The 22,820-nt window shown below is 67.0% G+C and carries 26 protein-coding genes; 16 read left to right on the top strand and 10 right to left on the bottom strand.

From position 1 onward, the window contains the following. Positions 1 to 160: 160 nt before the first annotated feature. Positions 161 to 1,396 (top strand): MFS transporter, encoded by a 1,236-nt coding sequence (locus ABZ928_RS39945; protein WP_361530101.1) that lies wholly within the window; start codon positions 161 to 163, stop codon positions 1,394 to 1,396. On the opposite strand, the gene ABZ928_RS39940 is transcribed toward ABZ928_RS39945, so the two are convergent. The 6 genes from ABZ928_RS39940 to ABZ928_RS39915 all read right to left on the bottom strand — a co-directional run bounded on the left by ABZ928_RS39940 (position 1,355) and on the right by ABZ928_RS39915 (position 5,675). After that, positions 1,355 to 2,116, bottom strand: a complete 762-nt coding sequence (locus ABZ928_RS39940) for a class I SAM-dependent methyltransferase (protein ID WP_361530098.1) — start codon at positions 2,114 to 2,116, stop codon at positions 1,355 to 1,357. The two genes, ABZ928_RS39945 and ABZ928_RS39940, sit on opposite strands and share 42 nt — an antisense overlap. 91 nt (positions 2,117 to 2,207) lie before the next feature. Continuing rightward, positions 2,208 to 2,636: a hypothetical protein gene (locus ABZ928_RS39935; RefSeq protein WP_361530095.1), complete on the bottom strand. Its 429-nt coding sequence runs from the start codon at positions 2,634 to 2,636 to the stop codon at positions 2,208 to 2,210. Between the two features lie 29 nt (positions 2,637 to 2,665). Next, a complete protein-coding gene (locus ABZ928_RS39930; RefSeq protein WP_361530092.1) occupies positions 2,666 to 3,391 on the bottom strand; it encodes a phytanoyl-CoA dioxygenase family protein in 726 nt (241 codons plus the stop codon). A 122-nt stretch (positions 3,392 to 3,513) separates the two neighbouring features. Further along, positions 3,514 to 4,005, bottom strand: coding sequence for a DUF6415 family natural product biosynthesis protein (locus tag ABZ928_RS39925; RefSeq protein ID WP_361530089.1), 492 nt, complete (start codon positions 4,003 to 4,005; stop codon positions 3,514 to 3,516). Further along, a complete protein-coding gene (locus ABZ928_RS39920) occupies positions 4,002 to 4,364 on the bottom strand; it encodes a hypothetical protein (RefSeq protein WP_361530086.1) in 363 nt (120 codons plus the stop codon). The genes ABZ928_RS39925 and ABZ928_RS39920 overlap by 4 nt, the downstream gene beginning before the upstream one ends. A gap of 96 nt (positions 4,365 to 4,460) precedes the next feature. Further along, positions 4,461 to 5,675 carry a helix-turn-helix transcriptional regulator gene (locus ABZ928_RS39915; RefSeq protein WP_361530083.1) on the bottom strand — a complete coding sequence of 405 codons (1,215 nt, stop codon included), beginning with the start codon at positions 5,673 to 5,675 and terminating at the stop codon, positions 4,461 to 4,463. 131 nt (positions 5,676 to 5,806) lie between these two features. Here ABZ928_RS39915 and ABZ928_RS39910 point away from each other — a divergent pair, with 131 nt between their 5' ends. The 13 genes from ABZ928_RS39910 to ABZ928_RS39850 all read left to right on the top strand — a co-directional run bounded on the left by ABZ928_RS39910 (position 5,807) and on the right by ABZ928_RS39850 (position 17,886). Continuing rightward, positions 5,807 to 6,484 (top strand): haloacid dehalogenase-like hydrolase, encoded by a 678-nt coding sequence (locus ABZ928_RS39910; RefSeq protein ID WP_361530080.1) that lies wholly within the window; start codon positions 5,807 to 5,809, stop codon positions 6,482 to 6,484. Between the two features lie 571 nt (positions 6,485 to 7,055). Beyond that, a complete protein-coding gene (locus tag ABZ928_RS39905) occupies positions 7,056 to 7,415 on the top strand; it encodes a hypothetical protein (protein ID WP_361530077.1) in 360 nt (119 codons plus the stop codon). 320 nt (positions 7,416 to 7,735) lie between these two features. Further along, positions 7,736 to 8,446 (top strand): ATP/GTP-binding protein, encoded by a 711-nt coding sequence (locus ABZ928_RS39900; protein WP_361530074.1) that lies wholly within the window; start codon positions 7,736 to 7,738, stop codon positions 8,444 to 8,446. A gap of 216 nt (positions 8,447 to 8,662) precedes the next feature. Next, positions 8,663 to 9,268, top strand: coding sequence for an SAF domain-containing protein (locus ABZ928_RS39895; RefSeq protein WP_361530071.1), 606 nt, complete (start codon positions 8,663 to 8,665; stop codon positions 9,266 to 9,268). Continuing rightward, positions 9,265 to 10,101 carry a hypothetical protein gene (locus tag ABZ928_RS39890; RefSeq protein WP_361530068.1) on the top strand — a complete coding sequence of 279 codons (837 nt, stop codon included), beginning with the start codon at positions 9,265 to 9,267 and terminating at the stop codon, positions 10,099 to 10,101. The genes ABZ928_RS39895 and ABZ928_RS39890 overlap by 4 nt, the downstream gene beginning before the upstream one ends. Positions 10,102 to 10,280: 179 nt before the next feature. Next, complete coding sequence (locus tag ABZ928_RS39885; protein ID WP_361530065.1) at positions 10,281 to 11,537, top strand: ATPase, T2SS/T4P/T4SS family; 1,257 nt, start codon at positions 10,281 to 10,283, stop codon at positions 11,535 to 11,537. An 8-nt stretch (positions 11,538 to 11,545) separates the two neighbouring features. Then, entirely contained in the window at positions 11,546 to 12,445 is a 900-nt protein-coding gene (locus tag ABZ928_RS39880) for a type II secretion system F family protein (RefSeq protein WP_361530062.1), read from the top strand. After that, the gene (locus ABZ928_RS39875) at positions 12,446 to 13,339 is read left to right on the top strand and encodes a type II secretion system F family protein (protein ID WP_361530059.1); all 894 of its coding nucleotides are present in this window, start codon (positions 12,446 to 12,448) and stop codon (positions 13,337 to 13,339) included. It begins immediately after the preceding gene. A gap of 32 nt (positions 13,340 to 13,371) precedes the next feature. Continuing rightward, the gene (locus tag ABZ928_RS39870; protein WP_361530056.1) at positions 13,372 to 13,557 is read left to right on the top strand and encodes a hypothetical protein; all 186 of its coding nucleotides are present in this window, start codon (positions 13,372 to 13,374) and stop codon (positions 13,555 to 13,557) included. Positions 13,558 to 13,568: 11 nt separating this feature from the next. Beyond that, positions 13,569 to 14,036, top strand: a complete 468-nt coding sequence (locus ABZ928_RS39865; RefSeq protein WP_361530053.1) for a TadE family protein — start codon at positions 13,569 to 13,571, stop codon at positions 14,034 to 14,036. After that, complete coding sequence (locus ABZ928_RS39860) at positions 14,033 to 14,563, top strand: TadE family protein (protein ID WP_361530050.1); 531 nt, start codon at positions 14,033 to 14,035, stop codon at positions 14,561 to 14,563. The genes ABZ928_RS39865 and ABZ928_RS39860 overlap by 4 nt, the downstream gene beginning before the upstream one ends. A 2-nt stretch (positions 14,564 to 14,565) precedes the next feature. After that, the gene (locus tag ABZ928_RS39855; RefSeq protein WP_361530603.1) at positions 14,566 to 15,012 is read left to right on the top strand and encodes a pilus assembly protein TadG-related protein; all 447 of its coding nucleotides are present in this window, start codon (positions 14,566 to 14,568) and stop codon (positions 15,010 to 15,012) included. A gap of 12 nt (positions 15,013 to 15,024) precedes the next feature. Beyond that, on the top strand, positions 15,025 to 17,886 hold the full coding sequence (locus tag ABZ928_RS39850) for a hypothetical protein (protein ID WP_361530047.1): 2,862 nt from the start codon (positions 15,025 to 15,027) through the stop codon (positions 17,884 to 17,886). Between the two features lie 30 nt (positions 17,887 to 17,916). Here ABZ928_RS39850 and ABZ928_RS39845 read toward each other — a convergent pair whose 3' ends face one another. The 4 genes from ABZ928_RS39845 to ABZ928_RS39830 form a co-directional block, all read right to left on the bottom strand. After that, the gene (locus ABZ928_RS39845) at positions 17,917 to 18,276 is read right to left on the bottom strand and encodes a winged helix-turn-helix transcriptional regulator (RefSeq protein ID WP_361530044.1); all 360 of its coding nucleotides are present in this window, start codon (positions 18,274 to 18,276) and stop codon (positions 17,917 to 17,919) included. Between the two features lie 257 nt (positions 18,277 to 18,533). Continuing rightward, a complete protein-coding gene (locus ABZ928_RS39840) occupies positions 18,534 to 19,331 on the bottom strand; it encodes an SAM-dependent methyltransferase (protein WP_361530041.1) in 798 nt (265 codons plus the stop codon). Between the two features lie 65 nt (positions 19,332 to 19,396). Next, positions 19,397 to 19,627 carry a DUF397 domain-containing protein gene (locus ABZ928_RS39835; protein ID WP_361530038.1) on the bottom strand — a complete coding sequence of 77 codons (231 nt, stop codon included), beginning with the start codon at positions 19,625 to 19,627 and terminating at the stop codon, positions 19,397 to 19,399. Then, a complete protein-coding gene (locus tag ABZ928_RS39830; RefSeq protein ID WP_361530035.1) occupies positions 19,624 to 20,493 on the bottom strand; it encodes a helix-turn-helix transcriptional regulator in 870 nt (289 codons plus the stop codon). The genes ABZ928_RS39835 and ABZ928_RS39830 overlap by 4 nt, the downstream gene beginning before the upstream one ends. A 406-nt stretch (positions 20,494 to 20,899) precedes the next feature. Between ABZ928_RS39830 and ABZ928_RS39825 the strand changes: the two genes are divergently transcribed. Further along, positions 20,900 to 21,352 (top strand): ATP-binding protein, encoded by a 453-nt coding sequence (locus ABZ928_RS39825; RefSeq protein WP_361530032.1) that lies wholly within the window; start codon positions 20,900 to 20,902, stop codon positions 21,350 to 21,352. Between the two features lie 600 nt (positions 21,353 to 21,952). Beyond that, positions 21,953 to 22,702, top strand: a complete 750-nt coding sequence (locus ABZ928_RS39820) for a hypothetical protein (RefSeq protein WP_361530029.1) — start codon at positions 21,953 to 21,955, stop codon at positions 22,700 to 22,702. The last annotated feature ends 118 nt before the right edge of the window (positions 22,703 to 22,820 follow it).

Below are 22,820 nucleotides of genomic sequence, written 5' to 3'. Positions count from 1 at the left end.
GGTGTCCGGACCGCACAAGACCTCGGCCGCGACTCGTGCTTCAACGGGACAGGGGGTTTCTACCGGCATGGAACATCCGCCTTTCTGAGTGCCCTAAGGTGTCTGGCGTCCCGGCGAGCACCTGTGCCGGGATTTCGCGCTTTCCCGGCAGGGAGTGATCTTGGGATACGTCCGGCTGCTGCGCCGCCGCCGCGTGCTTGCCCTGTGGGGGGCGCAGGCTCTGTCGGTCTTCGGGGACCGGCTGTATGCCATGGCGATCATGTGGATCGCGTGGGAGCAGTCGGGGGCCGGAGCGATGGGCTGGGTGGCCGTCGCCGAGTCGGTGCCGTACATCGTGATGGGCACGTTCGGTCGTCGGATCATGGACCGGTTTGCGTCTCTGCGGGCGCTGGCCGCCGTCGACGCGGTGCGGGTGGGCCTGGTGGCGCTGCTGCCCTGGGCCTGGGCCATGCTCGGTACGCCGGGCATGCTTGTGTCGGCCGCGGCCCTGGGGCTGGCCGGGGCGGTGTTCGACCCGAACCTGGGTGCGCTGGTACCGGACCTGGTCCGCTCCGACGAGATGCAAACCGTCAACGGGCTGATGGACCTGACGGGACGGATCGCCCGGGTGGCCGGGCCGGGTGCCGCAGGCGCCCTGCTCGCGTTCATTCCGCACGCGGCCTTGTTCTGGCTGGACGCGGCCACCTTCGCGGTGTCGGCCGTGGCGCTCGCGGTTCTGGGCCGGGCCGTGCGTCCGGTTGCCGCTGAGGCGCTGCCGCAGGCGGAAGCGGTGCGGCTGCGGGCCCGGTCCCTTGTACGGGCGCATCCGGCGACGGGTGCAGCGATCGCGGTGCACGGCGCGGGCATCTTCGCGCAGGCCGTGGCGATGGCGATGCCCGCGTTGTTGGCGAGCCGTCTGGATGCCGGGGCCGGGGCGTACGGGCTGGTGCTGGCGGCCACCGGTGCGGGGGCTCTGGCGGGGAACTTCGTTGCGGGCAACGTACGGTTGCCGTCCCGGCCGCCGGTTGCGTACTGCCTCCTGTGGGCGCTCTCCGGGCTCCTGCTGGCAGTGACAGGCTCTGCCGGGAACATGCTTCTGCTGCTCGCGATCTCTGCGGCTTCCGGCGCCCTGTCGCCGTTCCTGGGGATCACGCTGCAGACCCACCTGTCCACCTTTCCGTCGGCTGCGCGTCGGCGGCTGATGTCCGTGGATCTGACTGTCATCAGGGCCGCCGGTACCGCATCGATGCTGATCGTCCCTGTGTTGGCGGCGAGTTCACCCGGCACGGGCTTCTGGGTGGGAGGTATGGCCACGGTCGCCGTGGCGTCCGTGGGGGCCGGCGCCGCGTGGTGGTGGACGCGGGAGACGAGAGCGCTACCGGTCACGGAGGTGGCCCCTGTTCTCTCCCGCGAGTGAGTACACGCTGACGTGTCGCGGAGACCCTGCCCGAAAGGGGGCCAGGTTCCACCCCTCGTAGCGGGCCTCAAGGCACAGCCCGGCGGTCCGCGCCATCAAGTCCAGCTCGGACAGGTGGGTGTAGCGGCGGGTGACCGGCAGGAAGTGAAGTCCCGCCTCGTCCAGGCGGATTTCCTGCGAGCGCAGCGTCTGGGTGACGGGGTCGTGCGCGATGACGGAGAGTTTCACGTACTCGGGCTCGACGGCACGGACGTAGACTCCCTTCTCCAGAGGCAAGGCGATGGTACCGGGTACGGCAGCCTCGATCACCAGCCGCCCGTCTGCACTCAGAGCGCGGGAGCAGGACTGCAGACAGGAGATCTGCCGTTCGGGCGTGGTGAGCAGGTAGAAGGTGCTCGACACGACGTAGATCAACGCAAACGGGCCGGGCACCTCGAAGACCGCCATGTCGGCGATGAGGATGTCGACGGGCAGGTCATCCCGGCGGCTCAGGAGACGTTGAGTCATCTCCTCTGAGGCGTCCAGACCCAGGACACGGACTCCGTGTCGTGCCAGGGGCAGAGCGACACGGCCGGCGCCGATTCCGAGTTCGAGCGCGGGGCCGCCGTCGGCCAGTTCGGCGAGCGCGTGGGCGGCCGGACCTGCCGGCCCGAGGCTGACTTCGTTGTACGTGGCGGCCCATCGGTCCCACAGCGCGGCCTGCTCCTCGAACTCCGTCATGGAGCTGTGGCCTCCTTACGGCGAAAAGGGGTGGCCGAGTCCCGCTCAGGGGAGGACGGGACCCGGCCGGACTTGGAGCGGCGGTGCCAGATCACGCCGCCAGGCGGACCCAGTGGTCGACGGTGATGTTCTCCAGGGGGATGCCGAGCTGCTTGTAGATCTCCTGGTGCATCCGGCCGAACCAGGCGTCGCGGCGCTCGTCGAAGAACGCGCGGTCGTACCAGGCCACACCGAGGATCACCGTGCCGCCGCCGTTGGGGTTGTCCTTCTCGGCTTCGAAGTAGGTGGACTGCCAGTCCCAGAGCATCAGTTCCTCCGGGCGGGAGCGGAGGCGCTCGTCCGACTCCCTAAGCGACTCGATGCATCGGCGGGCCGTGGCCTCGTCGGGGCAGTAGTACGTGCAGTCGCTGCGGGCGATCACCTGTTTGTCGCCACGGCGGTCACCGTCGGCGTCCTCTCCGGTGAGGACGCGGACCCGTGTGGGAGCGTCCTGGTCCAGGAACTCCTTGAGGATGGTCATGGCGGTGCTCTCCTCTCGTTCGTTGGGAGTTACCAGCCCGTCCCCGTGATCGGGTGAAGGCTGGGGCTTGAGTCGTCGCGCCTGCGGATGCCTCCGGGCGCCACGTAGCGGATGTTCAGACCGAAGCGGGCGCCGACGCCTTGGTTGGAGTGGGAGCCGTGCACCAGGCGGGTGTCCATGAGGACCCCGCTCCCGGCGGCGACCGGCACGGGCATGCTGCGGGTGTCGGGGGAGACGCGCGTGCCGAGAGCACGGCCGCGGGCCGCGCCGGTTGCTACGTCCCGTTCGTACGGGAGGTAGCCGGCCCGCTGCGAGCCGGGCACGACGTGCAGGCAGCCGGTCGTCACATCGGCATCGGTGAGCGCGATCCAGGCGGCCACCGCGCGGAAGGGGTCCAGCTCCAGTCGGTCGTTGACGCCGTCCTGGTGCCAGGGCACCTCGAAGTCCCGGCCCGGCCATTTCACGACGAGGAAGGTGTTCTCGACCGCGATGTCGGGGCCGATCAAGTCTCGTACGGCGTTGACCAGGCGGGGAGCTCGGACAAGCGTCTGGGCCCACTCTTCATCGGCATGGGGGTTGCCTACGATCTCCCGCAGAGAGCCGCGGTGGATCGTCACGAGTTCGGCGGCGCGAGCCCGCGCCGTGGCAGGAGACGCCCATCGGTGGAGCTGCCTGTACCCGGCGGCGCCCAGTGGGCCGTCGCCCGCAGGCGCGCTGTAAGGCGGTGCGGTTGCGTCGGATGACGGGTCGGGCATGAGTGATCTCGCTCTCGGTGTGCATTCGGTGGCCCGCTCCGCCTCGTCCCTCTGTCTCCCGCACTGCGGACGGCGGGACAGGGGGTATAGGGGGTGGCACTGCATGCGCGGGCTGACGCTCGTCAGTGGCGGCGTACCGTGTTGGCGCAATGGGCGTGGATACGTGTCGATCTCGATGTAGCGCCTGAGGGACTGAGGTACTCAGTCAGCACGGAGGGCTCCTCGCGCATGATCTGCCTGTCGCAGGCTGGGCAGATGTCCGCGCCACCCAGCTTTTCGTAGTGCTCGCACAGGGAGTCGAGGGTGCGTGCGAGGCGCCGGGCATAGGCGGCGGCCCCGCTGAGGCCGGGGAGCGGCGCGACGCGGAGTTTGCCATGTGCCTCTCCTACGCAGGCGAGTGCGCAATAGCGGAGAACACCGTCCGTCGAGTGGGTCAGTGCCTGCTCCTCGACCTCGGGGGCGAGCAGACTCAGGTGACCACGGAGCCGGCGAATGAGGTCCTCCAGCTCGTCGGCGGCAGGGGGCAGAACGTCTGGCGCGGCATCGGGCTGCAACAGACGATGGGCCAGAGCGCGCATCGTCGCGGTGTTCAGCGGCGGCGCCTTGGCATTCATTGCGCCGCTTCCAGTGCCTGTCGCAGCGCCGCTGCCGCTGTCAGCCCGTGCTGTCGAGGAATGAGCCAGTACGGTCCCGGCGGTGAGTCTCTGTTGTCCGGCGGCAGGACCACGTACGAGTTCGAACCGAGTGCGTCCGTCTCCGGAACGTCCCAGTGGGCGGCACTGCCCGCGGGGACGAGGAAGTACAGCACCGGTTCGGGGCGAGTCGGATCCACGACGACGGCGCCGGGCTCCTTAAGCAGTTCGATCGCGCGTACACCCAGGTGCCGTTCCACCTTCACGGTGTCCCATTCGACACCGACGGATACGAGCCGTAGACCGGCCGCGGTCAACATGTCTTCTACTTCGTTGATCATCTGTCGCCTCGTCCTTCGCTGCGCTGTGCGGCGAAGGTACGACTGGACCAACAGCGCTACCCGAACTGAGAGTTCGGGGGAACCGCGAGTTCGTGGTCAGACGAGCTGGAGACGCTGAACGAGTTCGTCGACCTGGCGTCGGAAGGTGGGACGGACTCGATTCTGGAGATCCAGGATCATGTTGCGCGCGAGAGGGCTGCGTGCCAGATCTTCGGGAGCGATGTCCTCCAGGTCCAGCAGGTGGACGAGGACGGCTGCGTCCTCCCGCCGTAGATCGTGGCACCTGGCGAGTTCCAGGCCGAAGGTGAATTGCCGCTCACGGCTGGGCAAGCCGTGCGTATCGATCCGGTCGGCAACGCGCAGTCCCTCGGAGGCTTCGCCGGCGAGCATCTCGATGCTCATCGCGTGCATGGCGACATTGGTCGGTCCGAACACGGTCCACTGGACGTTGCCCTCACCGACCTGCTCGGCCAGCGGAGCAGCGTGCTGTTCGAGCCGGTCACGCGCCTCCCACCAGTGACGGCGGCGGGCATCGGAGACCACCGCGACCAGTTCGAGCGCCCCTTCAACGGCCTTGGACTCAACCGTCACCGGCGCTTGTAGCAGCTGCTCGACGGCGCGGAGAGCAATCTCCTTGGCTTCCTCGACGGCGCCCGGCTCGCTGTGGGAGAGGAGAACATGGCCGAGGTTCCACTGGGCTGCGGCGATGCGCACCGGGTCGTCGGCGTCCTCCGCGGCTCGGATCGCCCGGTCGGCGACCATCAGGGACAGGTCGAGGCGTCCGGCGCGACGGCAGTACGAGCGCAGCAGCCCATACAAATCGGCGGCCACGCGCAGGACTTCACGTCGTGCCTGGGCGTCGGTCCCGGTGCGGTGCACCCGCACGGCATGCTCGACGTCGCCGATCAGGTCCGGAAGGACGAGGGCCGCCGCGGTGAACCGGTCCTTCGACGACTGCCAAGTCCGCCAGGCTTGCTCAACCCGTTCCCGTAACTCCGAAGGGCTCGCGGGAGCCGAGCTGTGTGGTCGGTCGTAGCCCATCAGCGCACGAGCAACCGCGGGGGCAGCCGTGAGCGGGACCGACGACTCCTCGACGCCGTATTCCGTGAGCAAGGCAGCCAGCGGTACGCCCAGTTCGGCGGCGAGGCGAGCGAGCACATCGGCGGAGGGCACCTTCTGCCCGGCCTCGATCTGTTGCAGGTAGCGTTCGGAGATGCCGCACAGCCCGGCGATGGCCGCCTGAGTCCGATTGCCGTTCTTCCGCCGGTAGTACTTGACCCTCTCGCCCACGGGCAGTCTCGGTGAGATCACCGTTCCGCCCCCTTCCCCGCCTGTGTCTCGTACCGTCAGCGTAGAACGGAGTGCTCCGGCGTGTGCACGGTCTGCACACGTTCACGTGACACGTAAGAGCCCTGGGATGGGTGAGCCGTTGGGGAGGCACGATGCCGCGACTGGTCCTGTGGGACATCGACCACACGCTGATCGACACGCGCGGCGTGGGCCGCGAGCTGTCGGCGGCCGCGTTCCTGCAGACCACAGGGCAGGCCATGCGTGAGCAGGCCAAAATCGATGGGATCACGGAGCCCGTCATCTTCCGTGAGACCGCGAAGTTGCACGGGCTGTCCACGACTCGTGCCGACTTCGAGCGCTTCGCTCGTGCCCTGACAGAGGAGCACCTGAAGCGAGGCGCCGAACTGCGAGAGCGCGGCCACGCTCTGCCCGGTGCGGCTGCCGCGCTGGACGCACTCGATGCCGTCGGGATCCGGCAGACGGTGGTCTCTGGCAACATCCGCCCGGTCTCCGAGATCAAACTTCAGGTGTTCGGCCTCGACCGGCACATCCTGTGGGAGCTCGGGGCATACGGCGAGGACAACGACGTTCGTGCCGAGCTCGTCAGACTCTCCTTGCGCCGCGCAGACGCAGCAGTCGAGGAGGCAGTGTTGATCGGCGACACGCCGGCCGATGTGGAAGGGGCTCGCACCAACGGCGTGCGGGTGATCGCCGTTGCGTCAGGACGTAGCGACGAGGCCGTACTGCGGGACGCCGGCGCGGAGGTCGTGCTGTCAGACCTGAGGGACACAGAGTCGCTCGTGAAGCTCGTACGCGGCGACAGCCAGTAGGCCTGCAGCCCATGCCGACCCAACCCGGAAATGTCATATCAAGTTGGTGAGTGCTGTGCCAGAAGCTGGATGGGGGCATCGAAAGTTCCCGACTGCAATGGATGGTGGAGCGTTGAAGGAGTGGAGTTCCCCTCTGTAGTCCTGGCTCAGATTCCGGCGATACCCCCGCTCTTGAGTAAAGAGTTCACCAAATTGCCGTTCCCGCTCTGAAGATGGAGCGCGCTGGGTGGTGTTCGCACCTTGCAGTGGGAACGAGGTGAAGCGATAGATCTGGGAATCACGCTTAGACCGAGTGACGGATCTACATCGTTCGCGGGGTGATGTGACGGTGGTGGTTTTAGGGACGCGCACACTCGCCAGACGAGTCGTCGAGAGGGTGACGGCGGCTGCGCTGACGTTGCTGATCGTTGGCTGTAGTACGACGGGATCAGATGGCTCGACCTCGCGAGAAGAGGACCGGACCCCCACTGCCGCGGTGAGCGGTTCGGCTCCTGGTTCTCCGCATGCGGCTGCTCCCACCGATACCGCGCGTTCGCAGGCGACGACGGCGTACCTGGGGATGTGGCGGGACATGGCGCAGGCCGCGACGACGGCGGACTGGAACTCCCCCAAGTTGGCCCAGTACGCGACAGGTGACGCGCTGTCCGTGATTTCACGCGCTCTGTACGCGGATCGTCTCAACGGCCTGGTGACGAAGGGCGAGCCGAAGAACTATCCGAAGGTGACCTCGGCGACGCCCGCTGAGAACCCGACGACGGTCATGATCTCTGACTGCGGCGACTCGACGCACTGGCTGAAGTACCGGAAGGACAGCGGTGAGCTTGCGAACGACACGCCCGGTGGCCGACGTGCCATCACGGCCGAGGTGAAGAAGCTCAACGGCGCCTGGAAGGTCACGCGGTTCGCGGTTGAGGCGGTGGGGTCGTGTTGACGCTGAGGAAGGCCACTTTCGCCACGAGTCTGTCCCTGGTGATCGTAGGGGTGGCCGCGATCCCCGCGTTCGGCGATGACGGATGGGGTTCGGTGCAGTGTGGCCAGGACCCGAGCCCTGGGTGCGAGCTAGGCGCGGGATCAGATGGTCGGCCCGGCACGCCTCGTCACGGCAGCGGAGGGTCCTCCGGGTCCGGCGACACCTCCAGCGGCGGCGGGAACAGCGGAGGGGGAGGCCGCGAGCAACCGAAGCACGCGAACCCCGATCTGAACTTGGCCGATTGTTCGTATCAGCGCAGCGACTACGAGGATCCCCCCGGGGTGGCGCAGACGGCCTACGAGGGTGGGCAGGGCGGCGGCGCGACGGTTGCGGCGGTGTCCGTGGCGTACGCGACCACACCGTCTGTAGCCGTGCCTGCGGCTGACCCGAAGCCGGGGGAGTCGGGGGCCTGGTACGTGTACAAGTGCGAGGCAGGCGGCGTACGGGATGCCGTGTACCGCCCGCCGATCTGGATCCCGGACGCGCCGCAGCAAGGCGGAGGCGCTCCTCAGCCGCCCCCGGCCCAGCTGGCGCAAGTCGCGCGCAACCAATTGCGGTTGCCGTCGCCGGGGATTCAGGCGAATCCGGCAGAGGAGCAGCTGGTGAACCTGCCGACCTGGTTGTGGCTGGACCGTGGCGATTGGGGTCCGGTGTCGGCGACGGCGTCGGTGCCCGGGGTGTCGGTGACCGCCGTGGCGCGGCCGAAGTCCGTGGGGTGGACGATGGGTGACGGCAAGTCGGTGACGTGCGGCGGACCCGGGACCCCGTATGGATCGAGCACGAACCCGAAGACCCCGTCTCCCGACTGCGGTTACACCTACCGCGCCTCTTCCGCGGGCCAACCGGACAGTGCCTACCCGGTCTCGGCGACCGTGCACTGGACGGTGACGTGGGCTGGTGCGGGCCAGACAGGCGTCTTCCCCGACATGACGACCACGTCCAATGCGGACTTCCGGGTCGCGGAGAGCCAGGCACTGAACAACGGCGGCTGATGCCAAACCCGACCGCGCTGTCGAGGGACGGCGCGGGAGCGACAACCCCTACATCTGATCTTGACGCTGTGCCGATGGCGCGGTGGAGAGAAGACCTGTGCTGGGAGGCGGCAGTTGGTGAGTACACGTGTGCCCGCGCACGCGGATCCGGCCATACGAGGGAGCACCCCTCCCACAGGGCGGGGAGGGCGGCGCAATGCGAAGCGTCCGGCACGGATGACCAGCGCACCGAGACCGCGTCGGCTTCCCTATCTCCTGGTGGGACTGCTGCTGATCCTGGGCTGCACCGCAGGTGGCGTCGTAGTGGCAACAACGGTTGGCCATCAGGAGCCCGTGTTGGTGCTGGCGCGTTCGGTCACGGTGGGCCAGGTGCTGTCCGACGAGGACCTGCGGGAAGCGAGCGTGTCGGCCGACAGCGGGCTGGCCTTCATCCCCGTGCAGTCGCGGGCCGAGGCGGAGGGACAACCTGTCGCCTACAGCCTGCCGGCCGGGACCCCGCTCACCGAGGACTTACTGGGGGAGGCGCATATCCCGCCGACTGGGCAGGCCGTGGCCGCGGTGGGACTCAAGGCGGGGCAGTTCCCGCCGGGAGTACAGCCCGGCAACCACGTCGTCGTGGTGGTGGCGCCGAGCAACGGGAGCTCTGCCTCCACCGCGTCACCGTCCTCGGCGTGGGACGCCTCGGTGACCGACGTACGGAACGACAGCACCGATCAGATCACGGTGATCTCGCTGCAGATGACCCAGGGAGATGCCCGCCGGCTGGCCGCGGCACCGACGGGCCAGATCAGCGTGGTCATGGTCCATGGAGGCGGGAAGTGACACTGGTGGCAGTGTGCAGCCTGAAGGGCTCCCCGGGGGTGACCACGGCCGCCTTGGGCCTGGCGGCCGGGTGGCCGTCCGCGGAGCAGCCGGTGGTCGTGGAATGCGATCCGGCCGGCGGTGATCTGATGGCCCGCTTCCGGCTGGAGACGGCGCCGGGGCTGATGACACTGGCCGCGGCCGCCCGGCACAGGGCAGAGCCGGGCCTGGTCTGGCAGCACACGCAGCGACTGCCCGGCGGGCTGCCGGTAGTGGTGGGCCCGGCCGGTGCGGATCAGGCCCGCGCGTCACTCGCCCAGCTCACCCCCAGTGACAGCGGTGCGCTGCGACGAGCCGCGGACCGCGCCGGGACGGTTGTGATCGCCGATTGCGGGCGCATCGATCCGGATTCTGCGGGGCTGAACGTGGTCCGAGAGGCAGACGTCACGCTGCTGCTGGCCCGCGCGCGCGACGACGCCCTGGCCCACGTCGCCACGTGGTGGCATGCCGCAGCGGGCTGGTCGCGGGGCCTCTGCTTCGTGCTCGTCGGCGACGGCTATCCGACCGACGAGGTCGTACGGGAGCTGGACGTCGAGGTGATGGCCCGTATCCCGGAGGACCCGAAGGGCGCAGCCGCACTGGGCGGACGACCTGGGCGGCGGTCGGCAGCGGCCCGTTCGCCTCTGGGCAGGGTCCTGGCCGGCATCGCCGAGCTGACTGCCTCCCGTGCTCTCGATCGCCCCGGCCGGGTTGCGGTGCAGGCCGCCAGCGTCACTACCGGAGTGAATTACGTCGACCCGTCGGTTAGTCAGAGCCAGCATCCGACGCAGTTGTGGAGTGAGGTACGGCGATGACCGAACCGGAGAAGAGGTACGCGGCCCTGCCTTATGGAGGAGTCGTTCCTCCGCTGAGTGGGAACGGGCAGGCACCTGTTCGCCTCGCGAGGCTGAACGGACTTGGGGCACGCCGGATGCAGATCGGCCCTCCGGCCGAGCGGTTGCGGATCCATCTGCGTCAGCAGCTCTCGGAGCGGATGGCCCAGCACATCCGCGATGACGACGCCGCCGGCCGCCCACCCATGACCGATACCGCCCGCTTAGCTCTGGCAGAGAAGATCCTTGCGGACGCTGCCGAGGAACACACGCAGAAACTGCTCGTCGGCGGACAGACGGTGGTGGCGCCGGATGTCGAGCAGGTGGTGATCACCACCGTCCTGAACGAGGTGTTCGGGCTGGCCGGGCTGGAACCGCTGTTGAGCGACCCACAGATCGAGAACATCAACGTCACCGGCGACCGCGTCTTCGTCCGCTATGCCGACGGTCACCGTGACCGGTTGCCACCGGTCGTCGGCTCGGACGCGGAACTGGTGCAGCTCATCCGCGACCTGGCGGCCCGGAGCGGAGTCGAAGAACGCCGCTTCGATCGGGGCAGTCCCGGTGTGAGCTTCCAACTTCCCGGTGGGGAGAGGGCGTTCGCGGTCATGGCGGTCACCACTCGCCCGTCGTTGGCCATCAGGCGGCACCGCTTTCAGCACGTAACCCTCGCCCAACTGCGTGAGAACGGCACCCTCGACCCCGGCTTGGAGGCGTTGCTCGCCGCGATGGTCCGTGCGCGCAAGAACATCCTGATCACCGGTGGAACGGCCATCGGCAAGACCACAATGCTGCGCGCCCTGGCCTCCGAGATCCCGCCATGGGAGCGGCTGGTCACCGTCGAGGATGTCTTCGAGCTCGGCCTGGATGCCGACGAACACGCACACCCGGACGTGGTAGCCATGCAGGCGCGCGAGGCGAACATCGAAGGCCAAGGCGAGGTCAGTCAGGCGGAGTTGGTGCGGTGGGCGCTGCGCATGTCCCCGGACCGGGTGATCGTCGGCGAGGTCCGCGGGCCCGAGGTCATTCCGATGTGCAACGCGATGTCCCAGGGCAACGACGGCTCCATGGGCACGCTCCACGCCTCCACGAGCCGGGGAGCGTTCACCAAACTGGCCGCCTACGCGGTGCAGGGCCCGGAGAGGCTGCCCCTGGAGGCCACCAACCTGCTGGTCGCCAACGCCCTCGACTTTGTGGTCCATCTGGACAAACCCCGTGGCCGCGAGGACAAGCGAGTCGTGTCCTCGATTCGGGAGATCGTCGATGCCGACGACAAACAGATCGTCTCCAACGAAGTCTTCCGGCCCGGCCCCGACTTGCGCGCGGTACCCGGCGTGCCGCTGCGCACCGAGACCATGGAGGACTTGATTGCGGTCGGCTTCAAACCGGAGGCGCTCGACCGCGCCGAGTGGATGTGACGCTGACGATGAGTGGATACGTACCGCTGATGGGACTCCTGGGCCTCGGTACGGGGTGCGGCCTGGTGCTGTTGATACGTGCGGGGCGGTTCCCCGCCTCCGTTGCCGCGCCGGCTCGCCGCCCGCGGCGGCGCGAGCCGCGCCGCTATGCCGGGCGCTGGCTGGCGGTCGCAGCCGGGTCGGGCCTGCTGGTCGGGGCGATCACAGGGTGGGTAGTGGGTGGCCTGCTGGCGGCGATGGGCGGCTGGAGCATGCCGCGCATCCTCGGCTCCGGCACGGACGGCCGCGAGCAGACCGCCCGGATCGAAGGCGTCGCCGGCTGGACGGAGATGTTGCGCGACACCCTCGCAGCCGCAGCGGGACTGGAACAGGCGATCCTGGCAACCGCCCCCGCCGCACCGGAAGCCGTCCGTCCTCAAGTAACAGACTTGGCAACCCGGTTGGAGCACGGGGAGCGGTTGAGCCCCGCCCTGCGGCGCTTGGCGGACGACCTTGACGACCCGACTGCCGACCTGGTGATCGCAGCCCTGATCCTGGCCTCCGAGCACCAAGCCCGCCAACTGGCCTCGCTGCTGGGTGAACTCGCCGCCACCGCCCGTGCGCAGGTGGAGATGCGCCACCGGGTCGAGGCGGGCCGCACTCGCACCCGCACCACCATGCGCGTGGTGGTGATCACGGCCCTGACCTTCGCGGGCGTCCTGATCCTGTTCAACCCCCAATTCCTCACCCCGTACGACTCCATGACCGGGCAACTGATCCTGCTGCTGATCGGAGCGCTGTTCACGGTCGCATTCATGTGGCTGCGTCGCATGGCCCGCATCGAGGAACCGGACCGGTTCTTCACCGAGCTTGACGCCGTCGGCCAGGCACCCGAGGCCGCCGTGACCTTGCCTCGGGAGGTGACCTGAATGATCGCCCTCGTACTGCTGGGCGTCGGAGCCGGTCTGGGCCTTTGGGCGCTCGCGGTGTGGCTGGTCCCGCCCCGCCCACCCCTGGCCGCGCTCATCTCCCGGCTGAACACCGCCCCCGCGCCGCCGCCGATTCTCACGACCGACACGGGTGGTTGGGCCGTACGCCTCGGCAGCCCGTTCACCGGCCTGCTGCGCGCGGTCGGCCTCCCCGGCAGCGCCGCCGGTCAGGACCTGGCCATCGCCGAACGGTCGCCCGAAACCCATCTGGCGGAGAAGGCCGCACTCGCACTGACCGGGCTGCTGCTGCCCGCCGCGGTCGGTGTGCTGCTGACTCTGGGCGGCCGCTCCCTGCCCTGGCCCGTGCCGCTGGGAGCCTCGCTCGCCCTGGCGATCGGCGGCTTCCTCCTGCCGGATGCGACGGTACGGGCCGAGGCCGAACGCCGCCGGGATGCCTTCCGCCACGCGCTCGGTGCCTACCTCAACCTGATCCACGTACTGCTCGCGGGAGGCGCCGGAGTGGATGGCGCACTGAACGATGCGGCCGGCATCGGACACGGTTGGTCCGCCCAGCAAATCCGTCGCGCCTTGAATACCGCCCGACTCACCCGCACGTCCCCCTGGACGACATTGGGGCAGCTCGGCGAGGAACTCCAGATCAGCGAGTTGGCCGAGCTCGCTGCGGCCCTCTCGCTGGCGGGTACCGAGGGCGCCAAGGTTCGGGCCTCGCTGGCCGCCAAGGCCGCCGCCATGCGGCAACGCAGCGCCGCCGAAGCCGAAGGAAAGGCCAACGCCGCCACGGAACGGATGGCCTTGCCCGGCATCCTCATGGCCTTCGGCTTCATCATCTTCGTCTTCTATCCCGCACTGACTCAGATCACGAACTCGCTGTAAACGGGCGGCGTCGACGCCGGAAGGAAGCTCGGATGTCTCTGCTGAATGCGCTTGTTACCCGTGCCCGGTCCTTGATCCGCAACATGGCCCATGACGACCGTGGCGTCACAACGGAACACGTCATCTGGATCGCGGGCCTCGCGGCTCTCGCCCTCACCATCGTCGGTATCTTCGGCCCGGAGATCACCGCCGCGGCGAAGAGCGTGGTGTTCAAGTAGGCCGTGGCGACATGACACTTACCGAGGCAAGAGAGCAACGGCGAGCATCCCGCGCGCCTCGCATCGACACCCACGTCTACACGCATCGGCTGCGGGACGACTCGGGAGCGGTCACAACCGAGATGGTGATCATCATGCCGGTACTGCTCACCATGGTGCTGCTGCTCGCGCAGGCCACCGTCTGGTGGCACGCCGTCCACATCGCCCAGGCGACCTCCGCCCACGCGCTGGCCGTCACCCGCGTCCAGGACGGGACCACAGCTGCCGGCCAGGACGAAGCCCAACGTGTCCTGGACCAACTCGGCCGTGGACCGCTGCGAGCCTCGCATGTCACCGTCACGCGCACTGCCGACCACGCCGAGGTCCGGGTCACCGGCACCGCGACCAGCGTCATTCCGTTCCTCCACCTGCCCGTCCGCTCCCATGCGTCCGGCCCGGTCGAAAAGTTCCGCCCAGTCGCCATGCAGGCGGGGCCATGAGACAGCTCCCGCGCACCGCCGGTTTAGGCAGGACCAAGGGCCGGTGGCGGCAGGTCGGCCACCGGCTTGACGGGGGGCCGCTCGACGGGCGCGGGTCGGTGACGGTCGAGCTGGTGCTGACCATCCCCATCCTGATTCTGATGCTGTGGTTCCTGGTCTACTGCGGCCGGCTTTCCGATACTCGGCTACAGATCGAGGACGCCGCCCACCAGGCCGCCCGCGCCGCCACCCTGGACCGCAGCCAATCCGCTGCCGTGACGGACGCCCGCTTGACCGCTGCCTCCGCCCTCAGCGGCGCCGGCGTCACCTGCCAGAGCCTGTCCGTCACCGTCCACGGATCCCTTCAAGACGGCTCCACCGTCCGAGTCGCCGTCTCCTGCACCGTCGGCCTACACGACCTGGCTCTGCTCCAGGTGCCCGGCACCACGGTCCTCACCGCCGAGTTCGCCTCGCCGGTCGACGTCTACCGCTCAAGAGCTCTTGGGTTCGCGAATTCCGAGACGGTCGCAAGAGGTGACACAGCGTGAGAATGAGGCGTTTCCTCCCCGCCTGCTTGCCCGGCTTCGCTGCCGATGACAACGGCCAGGTCACGCCGTTCGTCGTCATCCTCGCGGCTGCGGTCGTGATGTTCGCCGGCCTTGTCGTGGACGGCGGCCTTGCTCTGGCTGCCAAGGTCCGTGCTATCGGCGAAGCCCAGGAAGCCGCCCGCGCCGGTGCCCAGGCTCTGGATCTCGCGGCGTACCGAGACTCCGGCACCGTGCGCCTCGTTCCCGACCAGGTCCGCACGCTGACCCACGCCTACCTGGCGTCCACCGGTGATACGGGCACGGTCACCGTGGACGACGACACGGTCACGGTGACCGTCGCCGCCCACCAGCACACCCAACTCCTCGGTCTGCTCGGCGTCGACTCCCTGAGCGTGACCGGCACCGGCTCCGCCCACCCCGCGCGTGGCGTCCTCACGCCCGAACCCTGACAAGGCTCGGTCATGCCCGCACACAAACAACCTTCCCGCTTTCAACTGGCCCTGCGCGGCACCTACTTGCTGCTACGCGGCCTCCTCGCCACCGCCGTGTTGACGGTTCTGGTTGTGGGGATCCCCTGGGGGCTGATCCGCTACATCGGCTGGCCGCTTCCGCCCCGCCTCCCCGCATGGTCCGAGATCGAAGCGGTCCTGCTCACTCCGATGAGCACCGGCTTCCTGCTCAACGCTCTGGCCTGCATCCTCTGGCCGGTGTGGGTCGCGTTCGTCTACGACGTCGTCCGCGCGACGGCGGACGAGGCCTGGGGCTTCGCCCGGCCCGCCAGGCCGCGTACGGGCCCGCTGAACGCTGCTGCTGCCGTTCTCGTCGGCACAGTCATCATGGCTCTGCTTGCGCAACGGTCCGCCGCTCCCGCAACCTCCGTGCCGATCTCTGCGGCGACGAGCCCCGTCACCACTGTCAACACCCCAACGCTCCTGCCAGCTGGAGTGGTTGCCGTTCCTCAACCCGCCACCGTGCAGCCACACCAGCACAGCCGAACAGGCGAAACTGTCGAAGTGGAGCCGCCCCGCGACGGCATCTACGACAGCCTCTGGCGCATCGCGGCCCGCACCCTCGGTGACGGAAGCCGATGGCCAGAGATCTACGCTCTCAATTGCGGTCTCCCGCAGTTCGACGGACGCAGCCTGACCATGCCCGACCTGATCCGCCCTGGCTGGATCTTCCGTCTGCCTGATGACTCATCAAACCCGGCCCCTCACGCCCCTGGGCCCCGTGAACCCACCAGCCCATGGCCCGAATCGCCCCGTCCCCCTCAGACGAGCGCCCCCACAACGCCGAGCCCCCCACTCGACACTGTTCCGCCCACCAATACCCCGGCGACTCCATCCACCCCCACGGCACCGCCGCCGCACCACCCCGGCGTCAGCCTGCCGACCGGAGCATTCGTCGGGATCGGCCTTGCCACGCTGATCACTGCCGCTCTCCTCGCCGTCCGATGGCGTCGACGCGTGAACTACCTCCCCGGCAGCGGACAACGCGACGACCTGACCATCGCCCCTGTCGTACGCGCCCTACGTGTCGCCCACGACGATGCGACCCGTGTCGATGAGCCCGACGTACCGGACGACTCCGACCAAGCCGTGCAGCCTCGTCCCGCCCTTCACGAGGCCCCTCGGCCGCCTGGCGAGGCCCCTGCGCCAGGCGCCTCCGCATCGGTGGGTGCGCGGCTCATCGGCGTCAAGGACGGTCAGGCACTCGCCTGGAACATCGCCCGGGCCCGCGGACTCGGCCTCATCGGCCCAGGAGCCCTCGACGCCATCCGCGCACTGCTCGTCGCCTTGCTCGCCGAGCCGCAGCATCCCACCGCCGGCGACGTCGAGATCCTCATCCCGGCCTCCGACGCCCACACGCTGATCGGCGAAGATACAGGCCACCCCGCCCGACTGCGTGTCGTCGACGACCTGGACGCGGCGCTGGACGCGATGGAGGCCGAACTGCTCACTCGTACACGTACGGACCCCGAGGCCGGCTCTGCAGGGACGAGGCCGTTCGCCGGCGACCTGGTGCTCGTCGCCACTCCCGCTCCACACGCCGACCGCCGCCTGCAAGCCGTTCTCGACAACGGCTCCACGCTCGGGCTCGCCGGCATCCTCTTCGGCCAGTGGCGCCCCGGAGGCACCGTTCGTGTCCGGCTCGACGGCACCGTCGCCGCCACCAGTTCCTCCGTCGCAGACGTACTCGCCGACGCGCGGCTGTTCACCTTGCCCACCGTCGACACCCAGGCTCTACTTGATTTCCTCCGCGACGCAGAAGCTCCAAGCCCGCTTCGTGTTCAGCGGTCCCCAAATACTGCGGGCACCTCGGCTCCTGCATTGGACAAGGGTGACGTCGATTCCGCAGCGCCCGCTCCTAGGCCGACGTCCGCAAGGTCCCGTCGCCGTCTCGCTCATGGCCCCGCTCGCGGCTCCCAGCCCCAGCAACCGTCACATGCGAGCGATCGTCAGCACCCGGCCGACCGGGACGACATGGAAACGGGCGAAGTTTCCCCCACAACAGGTGATGACGATGCCCAGCGGCCCCTTCACCTGGCTGTCCTAGGCCGTACGCGACTGACACATCACCGAACCGGCGGGGACGAACATGCTGACCTCGGCAACTCTCTCGCTCCCAAGCAGCGTGAAGTCCTCGCCTACCTCGCCCTTCACCGTAATGGCGTTCGACGTGAGGCTCTGACCACCGCCATATGGCCGGACGCGCCCAGAGACCGCCCGTACAACAGCTTCCATGCAACGTTGAGCCAGCTGCGGCGGGCATTGCGCACCGCGACCCACGATGCACTCAGCGACGTGACTATGCATGAAGACGGTCTCTACGGCCTGAACCGCGACCAGACCACGGTCGACTTGTGGCACCTGCAAGACGCCCTGGAGACAAGCCGCGACGTCACCGGCGCACAGCACCGCCGCACGGCTCTTGAGCGTGTTCTCGAGCTCTACGTCGGTGACCTGGCCGCCGATCTCACCGTGGAGTGGATCGAAGCCCATCGCGAGGCTCTTCGACGAGACGTGCTGGACGCTGTCAGCGCCTTGGTTCGGATCCTTCGCGACGACGAGCCCGGGCAGGCATTGGCCCTCCTGGAAAGGGCTCGCACCCTGGATCGATACAACGAAGCCATCTATCGCGATATCGCCCGGTTCCAAGCTCAACTCGGCCAGCACGACGCGATCTCACGGACTCTCGCCCTGCTCACCAGGACTCTCGCTGAGATCGAGGAGGAGCCGAGCCGGGAGACCAAGACCCTCTGCGACTTCCTCCAACTTCCCAGGTCGGCCAAGCGCACAACGGGAGGGAGAGAAGCCGGCTGACCATGCCAAGGAACCATTCCAGCACCGCAGTCAGTCGGCTCCGGCTTCCTCAACACGTCGGCGCTCGCGAGTACGTTCCAAGAGGTCTGCGTTCGACTCCGCCCACTCGGCCCAGGACGCCGCCGCGGCGAGTAGCTGCTCTGCCGCAGCAGTCAGCTCGTACGCCGAACGGTAGGGGAACTCAGTCTCGCGGTTGTGCTCGACGAGCTCTCCCTGCTCCAGACGGCGAAGGGTCCGGTTCAACGTGCCATCTCGAAGGTAGTTGTGCTTCTTCCCAGGCCAGCCAGTGCCACTCTGCTTCGACCGAATGACATCAAGGAGAACTGTGTACTGTAGCGGGCCGCTATGTAGAGCCACGAGAACATCCCACGTCCATTCACCACTGATCAAATGGCGAACGTTGTGTATGCCCTGCAAAAAGCGCTCATCTTCTGGTGTCAGGCAGTTCTCTGAATTCGGCTGAGGGAGTCCGATGCCTCTATGTGACTCCCGTCCTTGATCCCCGTCATCCCGGTCTGAGCCGCGTCTCCGCCAGCGGCCTAAGCGATCGGGCACAAAATCCTCCCTCGGATATGGTCGCTACGCGATGCCGTGGTACTGGACTTACGGGAAAGTGAGCGTGCCGCGTTGAAAAATCTCGGCTCTGCTCACGGTTTGCGGGCAACCCCTACGTACAGCGGCTGATCATTGCGAATTTTCATCCCGCTATCAGGATGCCAGCGTGTAGACAAGACGACCCCGGGATCGCAAACCTCAAGGCCTTCGAAGAACCGTGCAACCTCTTCGTGTGACCTGGCCTTGACCGGCGTTCCGCCGGCACGGTAGATGGCATCGACGCGGTCCCAGATCTCGGGATCGAATTCCCATGTCACGTGGGACAGCATGAGGTAGCTGCCGGTGACCATTGAGTCCAGCAGGGTCCTGACAATCTTGTACGGATCCAGGTCGTCGGTGATGAACTGGAGCAGTGCGACCAGCGACAGCCCGATGGGCTGCTCGAAGTCAAGGTGCTTCCTCGCGAACGCGAGAATCGAATCGGGCTCCCGTACATCGGCATGCAAATATGCGGTGTGGCCCTGTTCTGTGCCCTGCAGAAGGGCCTCGGCGTGCCGTAGTACGATGGGGTCGTTGTCCGCGTACACCACGCGAGCGCTGGGGTCGATTTCCTGGGCGATCTGGTGAAGATTGGGCTCGGTTGGGATCCCTGTTCCGATGTCCAGGAATTGTCGGATGCCTCGATTTCCCACGAAGCGGGCTGCTCGATGCATGAATTCGCGGTTCGTCCCTGCCGTATCCTTGACGTTCGGGAACAGACGGACGATCTTCTGGGCCGCTTCGACGTCGGCGGCGTAGTGATCCTTTCCGTCGAGGAACCAGTCGTACATGCGAGCCGAATGTGGTTTGCTGGTGTCGATATCGTCGGCACTGAATCCAGCGTCTGGCACTTGAGTCCTCCGTTGACGAAATAGGATTTCTCGTGAGTTTAGGTCTCAGCGCTGCTGAACAGAACTCAATTTACGAGGAAGTCTGCACCTCCGCCTTTGGCCGCCTCGATAAATTCGGTAATCGCGGAGGGTGAACAGATGAGGGCGGGGCCCTCTGGGTCCGTCGACTGCCGCAGTGCCACTTCCCCGCTGTCCAGTTTCTTGGCCTCGACGCAGTTGCCGCCGTTAGTGCCGCTCCACGGCTTGTGCCAACCTTCAGCCCCCAGATCCTCTGCGGCATTGATGGCGCTTATCATCGATCTAGCTCCTTGCAAACATTCAGAAGAAATTCCCTGGTGCGTCCCTTGGACATTGCTTGGACGCTCATCCGGTCGAACACCTCGCGATGCAGCGCCACTTCATCCTGTTCTTCGCTGTATTTAGCGCTGCTGAGGTTGTCCGTGCAGATGATGTCGGGGAAGTCTTTCATTGGGAAACGGAAGAGGGTGAACGGCCCGAAGGCCCCGGGGTGCAGGCCGGCCGAGAATGCCAGCACCTGCAGGGTGATGTTCGGAAGGTCCATCGCCTTGATCAGGCGCTCTACTTGAGCCTTCATCACCTCCGGCCCGCCAGGCGGGCGCCGCAGCACAGTCTCGTCCATGATGATCCACAGATGTGGCGGCGCCGGGGTGTGACGTGCCAGCAGGGTCTGGCGCTCCATGCGCAGAGCCACACGCCGTTCCAGTTCTTCCGGGATTGGTCGAGGACGATTCAGCCGCAGGACATCACGGGCGTAGTCCTCTGTTTGGAGAAGGCCGGGCACGACGTGGGGCTCGTAGCCGCGCACGTGGGTGGCCGAGTTCTCCAGACTGACGTGCACTGCGAACCATGCCGGGAGCGCATCGCGGTAACTCTGCCACCAGCCAGGTTCGTTGGCCTGGTCCGTAAGGGCCAAGAACTCCTGTGCCTCGGTCTCTTCGACGTCGTAGATCTCCAGCAGTGCCTTGACGGTCGCCCACTTCAAGGCGACCTTGGCTTGCTCCATCCTGATGACCGTGGTGTGCGCCTGGCGCAGCAGGGCGCCAACTTGCTGTGATGACAGGCCCCTTGCCCGGCGCAGCTCCTGGAGCCGTCTACCGAGCACCATCTGGAGAACGGTCGGGGCAGACCGCGGTGCGCTCACGTCGCATGCCTCCTCGAACCCCGGACGCCTCAGAAGTGTGTCATGGTCCTCGCATCCCGGACAGGCTGCACACAAAAGTTGTGCACTGTGCAAAGTGATGGGTTGCCATGTGACTGATGAGGCGAGCATAGTGACGGGGTGACCAAGCTCACCCGTGCCCCACGGCGGGCGCTGGCCGCACGCGGACGATGCGTCAGGCAGCCGGGTGATCCGCCCCGGAAGCCTTGCGGCGCACTTCTCGTATGCGCCACGACGCGCTGCACGCCAGCTGTTGAGCAAGTGATCGCACCGTCTGTCCGAACGCGTGGGCTGATGGCCCGCGTTGCCCCTCCCAGGACCTGCACATCGTCATGGCGGCTCTCGCAGAGGACGGCCGCCCGGTCTTTCCCCACGTTAGGAATCAGTCGTGGCCTTACCCGACGCCGCTACGACGACCGGAGACACAACTCCGCCCGATCTCGGCACCGCAGCACGCCACGCTGCCTTCCTCTTGCCGGCTGAGCGCAGATCCGTCAGCGAAGCCCGTCACCGCGTTCTCCAGCAGCTCAGAGCTTGGGGCATCCTCGCGGAGGGCTGTGACACGGCGGCCCTCGTGGTCAGCGAGTTGTTCGCCAACGCCGTGATCCACACGAGCAGCCGTACGATCGCGTTCAACCTTGGCGCCACGCCGGAGCAGTTGCTGATTCAGGTCGTAGATGACGGCAGCGGTCCGTCCACACCCAGGTCGCAACGAGCCGATACCGATGCGGAGTTCGGCCGCGGACTGCTGCTCGTCCAGTCCATGACGGAGCGCTGGGGGGTGGGGCCGGTCGAAGACGGAGCCGGCCGGATCGTATGGGCGACGGTGCGCCTGAACTGAAGGTGAATGGGCGGTCCGCTGGCCACACGCCAATCACTGCTGCACGTCGGCCTACTCCGGTCTGACTTCCAATCTCACTTCCTATCTGACTTCTGTTCTCACTTCCTGTTAGAGCGGTAGACCTCGACTCAGCCTTGTCGCAGGTAGATTGAATTTGGCCGGCGCCCACGCCGCACGCAACTGGGTACCTGGTGGGCACCTGAACAGACGGGCGGAGGGGATGGTGGGGGCAGCGGCCGGAGCGGTGTGGCTGCTTTGCGGACTGTGATTTTTCTATTATTCACTTCATTATTGCCGGTTTCTGGGGAATCTAATTCGCGCACGTATCTACATGGGTCAATTCTTTTCGGTCACCCTTATTTGAGAGTGCGGCGTCGCATGAATTGGGTGTGAGATGCGTGAATGTTGACCTTCCGGTAAATGGCTCAGAAATAGCCTTGCGGCTGCTTGCGGTAATCCAGAATTGCGAGATAATTGAATTACCGAGGCGCAGTACATTATGGTACGCGTCGCGAATGACCGGAGACGATCGTGAAAAACCATAAATCCGGCAGGGGAGACCCGGAGGGTCGGCGGCTCGGACACGTCACGTCGGAAGACATGAGGCGCCTGACGGCAGCCGATTTCGCGGAGTTGCAAAAGATCGCGCGTGGATACTGCCGTACCGTCGATTCCGCGCGTTCACGCAAGCGCATGGACGGAAGTGCAACTGTCGCCCGTAGCGGAAGCGCGCTGTACGGCACAGATGACGTAAGCGACGACGTCACACAGGATGCCGTTTTGATCTTCGCGAAGCGGCTGGGTGACATCATCGCCACATGTGAGGTATCGGCAGTCTGGGTGGACACTCGCGAGCCGTCCGCATGGCAGTACGTTCGGCGAGACGGCGAAACGATCGTCGTCACCCGTAAGACGCTCCAATACTGGGCCGTGAGGGACGCTGCGGCGCGGAACGGGTACAGGTTGGACGTCAAGCCCGAGGAAATCGACGCCACCCCGGGAATGCAGATAACGCGCGGCATTCCGCACGCGGACAAACTGTCGACGCTCGCAGTGACCCCGTATCTGTCGGGCAACAGTGAAACGATCTTCCGTTCCGCGTGGGGAGACGGGAGTGAATACCCGACGTTGCGCGGGATGCTCCGTCATGCGAGCGGCGCGGATGACCTCGGTCGCGCGGGCGTCATCGGCAAGACTGCGCAAGAACTGTACGGCGGGCCGCTCAATTCGTCGTCCAAAGTGCAGCGCGCGCGGGATGCGGGGGCCAAGGAATGGCGGGCCTTGTCCGCATCACTTGATGCCGTGCGGGATGAACTGATCTACCGCAGCGCGCAGCAGAAGAACGACTAGGGGCGCTTGTCTCTCAGGATCCCTCCGGTTGTACAGCTGGAGGGATCCTGGCATGTGTGCCCTGTGATCGGTATTCGGGGGCGTTCTGGATGCGTATCTAGATGAGGGTTCGATGGAA

It is taken from the genome of Streptomyces sp. NPDC046909 (genome assembly GCF_040644695.1).
GTDB lineage: Bacteria > Actinomycetota > Actinomycetes > Streptomycetales > Streptomycetaceae > Streptomyces.
Note: the sequence above shows the minus strand (reverse complement) of the source record. Positions and strands in the feature narration are given on the sequence as shown.